We start from the raw sequence: 12,867 nt of genomic DNA on the forward strand, positions 1-12,867 counted from the left end.
GGCAGAGGTCTTATGGAGACATCCGCGGCGCCGCGCCGCCGGGGCACCGGAGTCCACCACCCCGAACTGAGCACCCTCGTCCACACCACCCGTTTCCACGCCGCGCGCCGGCCCGAGGCCGCCGCGGTGATCTGCGAGGACCGCGCCCTGACCTACGCGGACCTGCACCTCCACAGCAACCGCATGGCACACGCCCTGCGGGCCGCGGGACTCGGTGCCGGCGACCGGGTGGCCTACCTGGGCAAGGAGTCCGAGCACTACTACGAGGCCCTGTTCGCCTGCGCCAAGACCGGCACCGTGCTGGTCCCGGTCAACTGGCGGCTCACCGCCCCCGAGGTCAGCCACATCCTCCAGGACTCCGGCACCCGGCTGCTCCTCCTGGAGGACGAGTTCGCCGCGGTCGTCGCGGGCATGCCCGCCGAGCCACCGGAGACCGTCGTACGGGTCACGTCTATCCAGGCCTGGCGTTCCCAGCACCCGGACAGCGAAACGGAGTTCGCGCCGACCCCCGACACTCCGGTCGCCCAGCTCTACACCAGCGGCACCACCGGCCTGCCCAAGGGCGTCGTTCTCGCCCACCGCAGTTTCTTCGCGATCCGTGACGGGCTCGCGAGCGCGGGGCTGGACTGGATCGACTGGCGGGCGGGCGACATCGCCCTGGTCGGCATCCCCGGCTTCCACGTCGGCGGCCTGTGGTGGGCCACCCAGAACTTCAACGCCGGTACGACCCTGGTGGCGATGCGTGCCTTCGCCGCCCGGCAGGCCGTCGATCTCATCCGCGACCTCGGCATCACCACCGCCTGCGTCGTCCCCGCCATGCTCCGCATGATGCTGAACGAACCCGGGGTGACCACCGAGGACTTCACCACCCTGCGCAAGACCGTCTACGGCGGCTCCCCGATCTCGGAGACCCTGCTGGAGGAGAGCCTCGCCGTCCTGGACTGCGAGTTCGCCCAGATCTACGGGCTCACCGAGACCGGCAACACCGCCGTCTGCCTGCCCCCGGCCGCCCATGTCCCGGGCGGTCCGCTGATGCAGGCCGCCGGCCGCCCGTACCCGGGGGTACGGGCCAAGGTGATCGACGGTCAGGGGCGCGCACTGCCCCCGGGCGCGGTCGGCGAGGTCTGCCTGCACACCCCCGCACGGATGGTCGCGTACTGGGGACTGCCCGACAAAACGACGGAGACCCTGGTCGACGGCTGGATCCACACCGGGGACGCCGGCTTCCTCGACGAGGACGGCTACGTCTTCATCCACGACCGGATCAAGGACGCCATCCTGGTCGCGGGCGAGAACGTCTACCCCGCCGAGATCGAGAACGTCCTGGAGCACCACCCCGGAGTGGGGGAGGCGGTCGTCGTCGGGATCCCCGACGAGCGGTGGGGCGAGAAGGTGCACGCCTTCGTCGTCCCCGCGGCCGGTGAGCGGCCCGGTCCCCGGGACCTGCACACCTTCCTCGTCCCACGCCTGGCCGCGTTCAAGCTGCCCGCGAGTTACGAGTTCACCGATCACGTCCCGCGCAACCCCAGCGGCAAGATCCTCCGCCGTGAACTGCGAGACCGCTTCTGGAGCGACTCCGCACGCAAGGTCAACTGACCGGTCCACAAACGCCACTTCACGGGACGAGCCACGAGAGAGAGCCCTCATGCCTGAACCCCTCACCCTGGACGGCTTCCGCGCGGATCTCGCGGAGTGCCTGTTCCTGGACCCCGGCGAGGTCGACCTGGCGGACAGCCCGCTCGACGCGGGAGTGGACTCGCTGCGCATCGTCACCCTGCTGGAACGCTGGCAGGCGGCGGGCGCCGCGGTGACCTTCGTCGAACTCGCCGAGCGCACCACGTTCGCCCAGTGGTGGCAACTTCTTTCCGAGCGTCAAGGGCGGCGGACATGACGGGCCGTCGACCACTGCTGGCCGCCCAGGAGGGCATCTGGGCCGGTCAGCAACTCGACCCGGACAGCCCCGCCTACAACACCGCCGAATACCTGCGCATCACCGGCCCGGTCGACCCCGCCGTCTTCGACCGGGCGCTGCACCACGTCGTCGCCGAGACCGAGGCGCTGAACGTCACCTTCGACACCGACGACACCGGCCGCCCCCGCCAGACGGACACCCCGGCCGGTGACTGGCGCACCCACCTCGCCGACCTCACCGCCGAACCCGATCCGCACGCCACCGCCCTGGCCTGGATGGACCAGGACATGGCCCGTCCCGTCGACCTCACCCGGGGCCCGGTCTTCGGCCACGCCCTGCTGCGAACGGGGCCGGAGGAATTCCTCTGGTACCACCGCGTCCACCACATCGCCCTCGACGGCTTCGGCCTCTCCCTCGTGGCCCGCCGTGTGGCCGAGGTGTACAGCGCCCTCATGGCGGGCGAACCCGTACCGGAGAGCGGCTTCGGCACCCTGGAGTCCGTCCTCGCCGAAGAAGCCGCCTACCGCGCATCCGTCCACCACACCACGGACCGGGCCTACTGGAGCGACCGCTACGCCGACCACCCGCCCGTGGCCACCCCGGCGGGCCGCTCCGCCCTGCCCGCCCGTACCTTCCACCGCCATGTCACCGACCTCGACCCGTCGGCAGCAGACCGACTGCGCACGGTCGCCCGGGAACTGTCGGTCACCTGGTCGGAGGTGCTGCTCGCGGTCACCGTCGCCCACCTGCACCGGCTCACCCGGGCACCGGAGATCGTGCTGAGCCTGCCCACGATGGGCCGCCTGGGGTCGGTCTCCCTGCGGGTACCCGCGGTGGTGCGCAACATCCTGCCGCTGCGCGTGCCCGTCGCTCCCGACGACAGCCTGCGCGTTCTCGCCGCCCGCCTCTCGCGCGAACTGCGCGCCGGACTGCCCCATCAGCGCTACCGCTACGAACAACTGCGCCGCGACCTGAAGCTGGTGGGCGGCCGGCGCCGGCTCTCCGGGCCGGGCGTGAACATCATGCCGTTCGCGTACGACCTGAAGTTCGCCGGGCATCCCAGCACCGTCCACAACGTGTCCGCCGGTCCCGTCGACGACCTCGCCGTCAACGTCTACGACCGCGGCGACGGCACCGGAGTGCGCGTCGCCGTCGACACCCATCCCGACCTGTACACGAAGGCCGGGACAACCGCCTTCCAGGAGGACCTGCTCGCCCTGCTGACCGAGGCGCTCACCGACCCGGACCGGCCGCTCGGCGGGCCCCGGGCACACCAGGCCGTTCCCGTCCTGGACGGCGGCCCCCTGCCGTCCCCGGCACGCCCGGTCCTCGGCCTGATCGCCGGCCACGCCGCCCGGAGAGGCGGAGCCATCGCCGTCGAGCAGGCCGGAGAAAGCCTCACCTACGCCCAACTCTTCGGTACGGCACGGGAGATCGCCCGCACGCTGGCCGCCCGAGGGGTCGGCAGGGGCGATGTGGTGGCGGTGGCCCTGCCCCGGGGCGTGGCCGCCGTCACCGCCGTCCTCGGCGTGCTGATGTCCGGCGCCGCCTACTGTCCCCTCGACCCGGAGGCGCCGGCCGGCCGAACGGCCCGCCTGCTGGCCGGCACCGCCCCCGCGCTCGTCCTGACCACCGGCGACAGAGCGGCCGACTTCGCGGAGCACGCCGTACTCCCGCTGCCCCCGCCGCACGAGCGGGACCCCGGGACCTCCACGGTCACCGTGCCACCCGGACCGGCGGACCTCGCGTACGTCCTGCACACCTCCGGTTCCACCGGCCGGCCCAAGGGCGTGGCCGTGGGGCACGCCGCGCTGGCCCACTTCGTCGCCGGGGCCACGCACCGCTACGGACTGCGCCGCGAGGACCGCGTCCTGCACTTCGCCCCACCGCACTTCGACACCAGCGTGGAGGAGATCTTCCTGACCCTGTGCGCCGGAGCCACCCTGGTGATCCGCGCCGACGACATGACCGAGTCCGTCCCGGGCTTCCTCGACGCCTGCGCCCGGCTGCGGGTGAGCGTCCTCGACCTGCCCACCGCCTACTGGCACGAACTCGCCTACGCGGTCTCCACCGGCGCCACCGCACTCCCCGGGACCGTACGCACCGTCGTCATCGGCGGCGAGGCGGCCCTGCCCGAACGCGTCGGGCGCTGGCGCGCGGCGGTCGGCACCTCGGTCGCCCTGCTCAACACCTACGGCCCGACCGAGGCCACCGTGGTCGCCACCGTCGCCGACCTGCACGCCCCCGAACTCGCCGCAGGAGACGTCCCCATCGGCCGGCCCCTGCCCGGCACCCGGGTGGCGGTGGTCGACGGCGAGCTGTACCTGCTGGGCCCCGCCCTCGCCGACGGATACCGGCCGGACGTACCCGACAGCGCCCGCTTCGCCCCGCTCACCGCCCTGCCGGACGCCCCCCGCGCCTACCGCACCGGAGACCTGGTCCGCGTCGGCGAGGACGGTCAACTGCGCTACCTGGGCCGGGCCGACACCGAGTTCAAGATCAGCGGCCACCGGGTGCACCCCGCCGAGGTGGAGAACGCCCTGCTCACCCATCCCCGGGTGAGGGAGGCGGCCGTCGCCGGGCGGACCCTGCCGGACGGCACCCGACGCCTGGCCGCGCACGTCGTGGCGGAAGCCCCCGCACCGTCCGCCGCCGAGGTCAGAGACCATCTGCGGGCGTCGCTGCCCGCGGCGATGGTCCCCTCGGCGATCGAGTTCACGGACCGGCTGCCCCGCACCGCCTCCGGAAAGATCGACCGGAACGCGCTCGCCGAGCCGCCCGCCCACCGGGCACCCACGACCGGCAGCCCCCTGGAACTGACCATCACCGGCATCTGGGGAGAGCTCCTGGGAAACGACACCATGACGGTGGACGACGACGTGTTCGACCTGGGTGCCCAGTCCCTCCAGGCCATCCAGGCCGCCAACCGGCTCGGCGTCGAACTCGGCCGGGATGTGAAGGTCGCCTGGCTCTTCCAGCACCCGACCGCCACGGCCCTGGCCCGCTTCCTCACCGAAGCGGGAACGGGAGCGGGAGCGGGGGCGGGAACGGGAACGGAGGCCGCGACCGGCGCCCCCGCCACCTTCCCGCCGGCCCTCCTCACCGACTCCGAGCTCGATCCGGGCATCCGGCCCGGTATCCGCCGTACCCCGCGTGTCACGCCCGGACGTATCCTGCTCACCGGAGCCACCGGCTTCGTGGGCGCGCACCTGCTGGCCCGGCTGCTGGCCGGCACGGACGCCGAGATCGTCTGCCCGGTACGCGCCGCCGACCTGCCCCAAGCCACCACCCGCGTCCACGAAGCCCTCACCCGTCACGGCATCACGCCCGACCGCCGGATGGCGGCCCGACTGACGGCCCTGCCCGCCGACCTGGCCCGCCCCGGCCTCGGACTGCCCCGCGAAACCCTGTCCGGCCTCGCCGTCACCTGCGACGCCATCTTCCACAACGCGGCCACCGTCAGCATCATGCGCGACTACGCCACCCTGCGCGCCGCCAACACCGAGTCCACCCGGCAACTCCTGCGCCTCGCCGCCGTCAACACGACCCCCCTGCACTACATCTCCACCCTCTCCGTGGCCCCGCCGGCGAGCCTTCGCCCCGAGGTCCCGGAGGACTTCCTCCCGCTCCACGAGGGACTGCGCTACGGCTACCAGCAGTCCAAGTGGGCCTCCGAACGGCTCCTGGAACAGGCCGCCCAGCGCGGTCTCCCCGTCACCGTCCACCGCCTGGGCCGGGTGGTGGGGCCCGCCGGCACGGGATACGTCAACGAGTCGGACTTCCTGTGGAGCGTGCTGCGCGCGGGCATCCCCGCAGGCATCGTCCCGGAGCTGTTCGAGGACGAGGTGTGGACCCCGGTGGACTTCGTCGCGCGTTCCCTCGTCCACCTCTGCCTGGGGCAGTCGGACCCGACGGCCACCGGCCCGGTCTTCCACCACGCCACCCTGCCCCGGGTACGCCTCGCGGACGTCTACGACTGGGTACGCGCGTACGGCTATCCGGTACGGGCCCTGCCGCTCGCCCGGTGGCGGGAACGACTGCCGCGCTCGGCCGACGTGGCGGCCACCACCCTCGCCTTCTTCGACTCCGCCTCCGCCTCCTCCGCCGCCTCCGCCGACGGAGGCCCGCCCCGGCCGGCCGTCCCGGCCGATCTCCGTCTCGGTCACGTCCGTGCCGACCGGGTCCGGGCCGGCCTGGAGGGCAGCGGGATCACCTGCCCGCCCGTCGACCGCGACCTGTTCTTCCGCTGCCTGGACCACTGCGTGGCGGCCGGCGCGCTGCCCCCACCGGCCCAGCGGCCCCGATCCCCGCGCCCCGTGCGACATTCCGCACCTTCCGCTGACTGAAGCCCACTTCACCCCGACCACCGCGACGGAACCGTCGACCCCTGAGCACATTCCTCACATGAGGGGCTGGAGGTGCCCCGAACTCATGCCGTACTCGGAGGGGCGAAGTCCGCAGTGCCCGGGCGTGGTTCGTCCGGGCGGAACCCGATCGATGCCGACGCCTGGCGGCGCGAGCACACCGAACACACCTGTACCGGCGCGCGAGTTCCCACAGCCGAGCCCTACGGGAGCCGCCACTGCCACTGCCACTTCCACCGCCACCGTCCTTCGCTCCCCGCGAAGAAGACTCCCGGTGGCCACACCCGGCGATGACGGACGCCTCGGCGCCCCGAGGCCGGAGCGATCACCGTGCCCGCGCACCCTGCCGGCCGCCCGGGACCCGCCCCCGCGGACTCTTCGAGGTGCGGCGGCAGGCAGGTTCGCCTACGGTGGTGAGCGGCCCGAGAGCGCCGGCAGTGGCATCGGGTACGGCACAACGCGGATCTTGTCGCGATTCCGCCACACACACACGCCGTCCTCCCCTCCGGGAGAGAGACATCGGTCCGGCGTGGACGTCCCCTATGGTGTGCCCTGCCTTCCGGGCACGTCTGGAGGAGCCAACATGCACAGGAAACGTTCACACGTCGCCGTCCTCGTGACGGCAGCCATGCTCCCCGCGTCAGCGGTCCTGGCCGCACCTGCCGCGGCCGCCGACACCCCCACACCGAGCACTTCGGTCTCCTCCTCCGCACCGGGCGCGGAGAAGCCCTTCGGCGCGGGCTGCTCCAAGCTGCCCCGGAGTGGTTCCGGGAGCGTCAAGGAGATGGCCTCGGAAAAGCTGGCCACCGCCGTCTCGCACAACCCGGAGCTCGCCACTCTGGCCGGCGCCCTGAAGAAGGCCGGGCTGACGAAATCGCTCGACAAGGGCCACGACATCACCGTGTTCGCTCCCACGAACACGGCCTTCAAGAGCCTCGGCAAAGAAAAGCTGAGCAAACTCCTCGCGAACACCGGGGCGTTGAAGAAACTGCTCGCCTACCACGTGGTGAGCAAGAAGATCACCCCCGACCAACTGCCCCACGGCACCTTCACCACGAAGGAGGGATCGACGCTGACCACGTCCGGGTCCGGTACCTCCTTCAAGGTGAACGACACCGCGAGCATCACCTGCGGCAACATCAAGACCGCCAACGGCACGGTCTACATCATCAACGGTGTGCTCACACCGCCCCACTGAGCCTCGGCCGGCACCACCCACGGAGGCCGGACTCCCCGAACGGGCTCGACCTCCGACACGGCCGGAGCACATCGGTCCCGAGCCCCACCACCGACGGTGGTGGGGCTCCACCGTTCCCAGTCCTCGGCAGGAGCCTTCGACGCCCGCGCCACCAGCCGGGTACGGGTGCCGACCAGATCGCGCACCGATGGCACCGATGAGTTTTCCGCGCCGCACCGGTCCATACGCCGGACACCCACGGACGGAAGGCCGGCCATGCGCAAACTGATCTACGGAATGAACCTGACCCTGGACGGCTATATCGCCGCGGTGGGCGACGACATCGGCTGGAGCGGACCGCCGAGCGAGGAGCTGTTCCAGTGGTGGCTCGACCACGAGCAGGCGAACAGCCTGTCGCTGTACGGGCGCAAGCTGTGGGAGACGATGAGCTCCTACTGGCCGACCGGCGACCAGCGGCCCGACGCCACTCCGGCGGAGATCGCGTTCGCGCGGAACTGGCGGGACACACCGAAGGTGGTGTTCTCCTCGACGATCGGCAAGGCCGACTGGAACACCCGTCTGGTCACCGGAGACGCGGCCACCGAGATCGCCCGGCTCAAGGCCGAGGACGGCGGCCCGATGAATATCGGCGGTGCGACACTCGCCGGGGCGGCCATGCGCGCCGGACTGATCGACGAGTACGTGATCGTCGCCCATCCGGTCCTGGTGGGCAGGGGTACACCGTTCTTCACCGCGCTGGACGGCTGGGTGCACCTGAACCTGGTGGAGACGCGGACGTTTACCGGCGGCGTGGTCCTGTCCAGGTACGAGACGAGGCGCTGAGCAGCGGCACCGGCGCGCCGGTCGTACGACGGGTCGCGGGCGCGCGTCGAACATGGTCGGCCCGTCGCGTCGCCCAGCCCGCCCGCTCGCCGCGGCGGCCTTCCTCCTCGCCCCGCCGTGTGATTCGACGGTTCTACGGGAACGTGACGCCGGTCAGTTCCTCGGAGACCGTCCACAGCCGCCGGGCCGTCACCGGGTCGCTGGCCGCCGCGGTACGGCCCACCAGGGCCGGGGCGCCGCGCAGCTCGCCCCGGCCGCTCGGGCCGACGAAGCTCGCGCCCGGGAGGTCCTGGACGGCGGCGTACAGGGTCGGCAGCGCGCCCGCCCTGCTGTCCTGGCCGACCATGCGCACGACGGTGCGGGTCAGCGCGTTGCCGTCGTGGCGCTGGATGTCCGTAGTGGCCCAGCCGGGATGGGCGGCCAGCGAGCGCACGGCTGAGTGCGCGGCGGCGAGGCGGCGCTGGAGTTCCAGGGTGAAGAGCAGATTGGCCAGCTTGGACTGGCTGTACGCCTTCACCGGGTCGTACTCGCCGGCCAGGTTGAGGTTGTCGAAGTGGATGCGCGGGGTGCCCGGCCTCTTGTGCGCATCGGACGACACGGTCACCACACGGTCGGTGATGTGCGGCAGCAGCAGATTGGTCAGGGCGAAGTGGCCCAGATGGTTGGTTCCCAACTGCGTTTCGAAGCCGTCCTTGGTGCGGGACTCCGGGGTGCTCTTGACGCCGGCGTTGTTGACGAGCAGGTCCAGATCACCCTTCCACGCGGTGGCGAACTCGCGTACGGAGGCGAGGTCGGCCAGGTCGAGGCGGCGTACCTCCACGCTACCGGCGACGCTCTTGGCGGCGGCCTCGCCGCGTCCGGGGTCCCGTACCGCGAGCACCACATGGGCCCCCGCGGCGGCCAGCGCCTCCACGGTGGCGATGCCGATACCGCTGTTGCCGCCGGTGACGACTGCGGTGCGACCGCTCTGGTCCGGGATATCGGTGATCTTCCACTCGCCGGGTGCGGTGCTGGGTGCGGTGGTCATGGCGGGGCTCCTCCGTCTCATGGGCCGGCGGCTGCCGGCCCGGCAGGATTTTTACAGCGTAATGCATTTTTACCGCGTGATGTAAAAATGCAGCCCGCCGCTATGCTGATGTCATGGACAGTGGTGCGACGGGGGACGGCCTGCGCGAACGCGGCAAGGCCAAGCGGCGGGCCGCGATCACGCGCGCGGCCTTCGAACTCTTCGCCGCGCAGGGGTACGACGCCACGACCATCGCGGAGATCGCCGCGTTGGCCGAGGTGTCCCCGCGCACGGTGACGCTCTACTTCCGCTCCAAGCAGGACATCGCCTTCGCGGACTTCGACGCCTCGGCGCTGCGGCTGACCGAGACGCTGCGCGACCGCGCCGCCGGGGAGAGCGTCGTCCACGCCCTGGAGGGCTGGCTGCGCGCGGGGACGGCCTGCCACGACGAGACCCGCGAACTCGAACTGCGCATGTTCGAGGCCAACCCGGAACTGCGGGCGGTGCGCGCCGCGCGGATGGCGGCGGCCATGGAGGAGGGGGCCCGCGTCATCGCCGAGGCCACCGGCCGGGCCCCGGACGGGATCGCCTCCCGCCTCGTCGCCACCGCCGCCGCGGCGATGGTCACCGAGATCTTCCAGTCCCCGGACGGAACCGAGCGCGACCAGGCCGTCGGCGTGGCCATGGCCTTCCTCACCGCCGGCATCGAGGCCGTGGCCGCGCCCGCACCGCGCTGACCCGCCGCCCCGCCGCCCCGCCGCCCGGACATACGGCGAAGAGGGCGCCTGGAAGAAGCGCGGCTCCTTCTGCGCGTACGACATCAGAAGATTCCTCGTCTGCTGGTGGTGCAGGCAGCACTGACTTCTGAACTGACTTCTGATCGGTGAGGATGTGCGGCCGAGCGAAGGGCCACTCCGCCACCGCACGGACCTTGCCGAGCCCCGGGCGCCACGGCCGACGGCACCGGTCCGATCGTGTCATCGATCAGCGCAGGCGGAGGAGGGCTCCTGGTAGGAATGACGGGCGGCCCGGTACTGCGCGGGTGAGCATCCGTGAAGTCGGGCAAAGGCCGAACTCAGGGCGGACGGGGAGCTGTAGCCGAGGTCCGCGGCGATCTCCGCCACGCGGTGGTCGCCGGTGCGGAGCCGGTGAGCGGCGACGCGCACCCGCCAACGGGAGACGTACTCGGCGGGCGGGAGGCCGACTTGGTCGTGGAAGCGTTCGGCGAACACGCTGCGGGACATCCGGGCCTGCCGGGCGAGGCCGGCGACGGTCCACTTGCGTGCCGGATCTTCGTGCACCGCCTGAAGGGACCGCCCGATCATCGGGTCGGCCAGGGCTGCCAGCCAGTCGCGGCCGGTTCTCTTCCTGCCGGTCCGGTAGACGGTCCGCACGGCGTGGAGGAACAGGACGTGTGCGAGGTGGCGGCGCATCGCGGTGCCGCCGGGCTGGTCGACCGCCGACTCTCCGTTGAGCAGTTCGAGGATCGGACCGATCGCTCTGGCGCCCTCGTCGTGTGCCGAGATCCGGGTCAGCGTGGGCAGGGAGGCAAGCAGCAGTTCGGTGGCGTCGCTGTGGAGGGTGAGGCTGCCGCTGACGATGACGCTGGGCCTGGCGGGTCCGCTGTCGGTGTCGGCCTCCGGTGCGTAGTGCACGGTGCTGGACCAGGGGCCGGGCAGCGCCTGCTCCTGGGGGAGGGGAGGGACGCCCGGGGAGGAGGAGACCGTGAACTTCGGGCCGCCCGCGAGCAGCCAGCACTCACCGGCCGACAGTTGCGTGGCGCCGGTTTCAGCGGCGTCGATCCAGCAGGTGCCGGACAGTACGGCCCCGACCTTGATCTCGTCGTGCCGGTCGAAGGAGAGTGCCCAGCGGCCGGCCGCTTCGAACCGTGTCGAGGAGGTCAAAGCCAGCTCGAATACGTCGAGTGCGTCGGACAACGGATCCATGCTCGGACGATACTGCAATTTTCTCGGACGCTACTGCATGGATCGTCCGGCCGGGCGGTCGTAGCGTCGAACACGAACCAGGAGAGCATGATCAGAACGGAGCAACCTTCATGGCAATGACGCCCGCCGTCGATATTTCGCTGCGGCACCCGGATCGCCTGTACATCGGCGGCCGGTGGGCCAAGCCGTCCGGCGACGCCATGTTCGATGTCATCACCCCAGCGACCGAGGAGGTGGGATTCCGGGTCGCCGAGGCGAGTGAGGCGGATGTCGCCGCTGCGGTCACGGCGGCGCGCTCGGCGTTCGACCAGGGCCCGTGGCCGCGTATGACACAAGCCGAGCGCGCCGACTGTCTGCGGCGGATCGCCGATGGCCTCGACCGGCGCACCGACGACCTCGCGTCCCTCGCACCCCGGGAATCCGGTGTGATCAGGGCCCTCGCCCACCAGTCTGCCTCGATGCTCGGCCCGGTCTTCCGGTCCTTCGCCGACATGGCGGACACCTTTCCCTTTGTGGAACGGCACGTCCCGGGACCGACCGGTGGCGGCGGTACCGGGCTGCTCGTCCAGGAGCCGGTCGGCGTGGTCGCCGCGATCGTTCCGTGGAACGGCCCCGCGGTGATCGGTGCCTACAAGACAGGTCCGGCGCTGCTGGCCGGCTGCACCGTCGTCCTGAAGATGCCCCCGGAGGCCCCCAGCGCGGGCTACGTACTCGCCGAGGTCGCCGAGGAGGCAGGACTGCCGGCCGGTGTGCTCAACATCGTGACCGCGGACCGCGACGCGTCCGCCGCCCTCGTCCGGGACCCCCGCGTCGACAAGGTGAGTTTCACCGGCTCGAACGCCACTGGAATCGGCATCGCGACCGTCTGCGCTTCCCGGCTGGCGCGCGTCACCCTGGAACTCGGCGGGAAGTCGGCCGCGCTGATCCTCGACGACTACGACTTGGAGAAAGCGGCCCGCACCGTCGCCGCCTCGACCCGCCACCTGAGCGGCCAGGTCTGCTACGCCACCACCCGGCTGATCGTTGACCGCCACCGGCATGACGCCTTCGTGGACGCACTCGTCGGCGCTTTCGGCTCGACCAGGGTCGGTGACCCGCTCGACCCTGCCACCGAAATGGGACCCGTCATCTCCGCACGCCAGCGCGACCGCATCGAAGGCTACCTGGCCAAGGGGCGCGCCGACGGTGCCCGGCTGGCCACCGGAGGCGGCCGTCCGGCCCACCTCGACCGGGGCTTTTACATCGAGCCGACCGTGTTCGCGGATGTCGACAACCAGTCGGTGATCGCGCAGGAGGAAATCTTCGGGCCGGTCCTCACCGTCATCGCCGCGGACGGAGAGGACGAGGCCATCGCCAAGGCGAACGACACCGTCTACGGCCTCAACGCCTCGGTGTACACCGACGACGTGGAGCGGGCCTACGCCATCGCCCGCAGGCTGCGCTCCGGAACGGTGGGCCACAACGGCCCCCGCACCGACGGGACGATCGGCTTCGGCGGCGTCAAGCAGTCGGGCATCGGACGCGAGGGCGGAACGGAGGGACTGCGGGCCTACCTGGAGCCGAAGACGGTCCTGCTGGATGCCGCGCCACGGAAGTTCGGCTGAGCTCGCGCTCCTGAG

At 71.6% G+C, this 12,867-nt stretch carries 9 protein-coding genes; 7 read left to right on the forward strand and 2 right to left on the reverse strand.

Going from position 1 to position 12,867, the window contains the following annotated elements:
• Window positions 1–12 precede the first annotated feature (12 nt).
• The 5 genes from AB0O07_RS06325 to AB0O07_RS06345 all read left to right on the forward strand — a co-directional run bounded on the left by AB0O07_RS06325 (window position 13) and on the right by AB0O07_RS06345 (window position 8,296).
• Window positions 13–1,596 carry a long-chain-fatty-acid--CoA ligase gene (locus tag AB0O07_RS06325; protein WP_365627605.1) on the forward strand — a complete coding sequence of 528 codons (1,584 nt, stop codon included), beginning with the start codon at window positions 13–15 and terminating at the stop codon, window positions 1,594–1,596.
• 49 nt (window positions 1,597–1,645) lie between these two features.
• Entirely contained in the window at window positions 1,646–1,891 is a 246-nt protein-coding gene (locus AB0O07_RS06330; protein ID WP_365627608.1) for a phosphopantetheine-binding protein, read from the forward strand.
• Entirely contained in the window at window positions 1,888–6,258 is a 4,371-nt protein-coding gene (locus AB0O07_RS06335) for an amino acid adenylation domain-containing protein (RefSeq protein WP_365627611.1), read from the forward strand. The genes AB0O07_RS06330 and AB0O07_RS06335 overlap by 4 nt, the downstream gene beginning before the upstream one ends.
• Window positions 6,259–6,859: 601 nt before the next feature.
• On the forward strand, window positions 6,860–7,474 hold the full coding sequence (locus AB0O07_RS06340) for a fasciclin domain-containing protein (RefSeq protein ID WP_365627614.1): 615 nt from the start codon (window positions 6,860–6,862) through the stop codon (window positions 7,472–7,474).
• A gap of 255 nt (window positions 7,475–7,729) precedes the next feature.
• Window positions 7,730–8,296 carry a dihydrofolate reductase family protein gene (locus tag AB0O07_RS06345; protein ID WP_365627617.1) on the forward strand — a complete coding sequence of 189 codons (567 nt, stop codon included), beginning with the start codon at window positions 7,730–7,732 and terminating at the stop codon, window positions 8,294–8,296.
• Between the two features lie 133 nt (window positions 8,297–8,429).
• On the opposite strand, the gene AB0O07_RS06350 is transcribed toward AB0O07_RS06345, so the two are convergent.
• Window positions 8,430–9,323 carry an oxidoreductase gene (locus AB0O07_RS06350; RefSeq protein ID WP_365627620.1) on the reverse strand — a complete coding sequence of 298 codons (894 nt, stop codon included), beginning with the start codon at window positions 9,321–9,323 and terminating at the stop codon, window positions 8,430–8,432.
• 113 nt (window positions 9,324–9,436) lie between these two features.
• On the opposite strand from AB0O07_RS06350, the gene AB0O07_RS06355 reads away from it, so the two are divergent.
• A complete protein-coding gene (locus AB0O07_RS06355) occupies window positions 9,437–10,039 on the forward strand; it encodes a helix-turn-helix domain-containing protein (RefSeq protein ID WP_365627623.1) in 603 nt (200 codons plus the stop codon).
• A 240-nt stretch (window positions 10,040–10,279) separates the two neighbouring features.
• On the opposite strand, the gene AB0O07_RS06360 is transcribed toward AB0O07_RS06355, so the two are convergent.
• Window positions 10,280–11,248: an AraC family transcriptional regulator gene (locus tag AB0O07_RS06360; RefSeq protein WP_365627626.1), complete on the reverse strand. Its 969-nt coding sequence runs from the start codon at window positions 11,246–11,248 to the stop codon at window positions 10,280–10,282.
• Window positions 11,249–11,358: 110 nt separating this feature from the next.
• Here AB0O07_RS06360 and AB0O07_RS06365 point away from each other — a divergent pair, with 110 nt between their 5' ends.
• Window positions 11,359–12,852 carry an aldehyde dehydrogenase gene (locus AB0O07_RS06365; RefSeq protein ID WP_365627629.1) on the forward strand — a complete coding sequence of 498 codons (1,494 nt, stop codon included), beginning with the start codon at window positions 11,359–11,361 and terminating at the stop codon, window positions 12,850–12,852.
• Window positions 12,853–12,867: the final 15 nt, after the last annotated feature.

The sequence above is a fragment of the Streptomyces sp. NPDC093085 genome, assembly GCF_040683935.1.
In the GTDB taxonomy this organism is placed as follows: domain Bacteria; phylum Actinomycetota; class Actinomycetes; order Streptomycetales; family Streptomycetaceae; genus Streptomyces.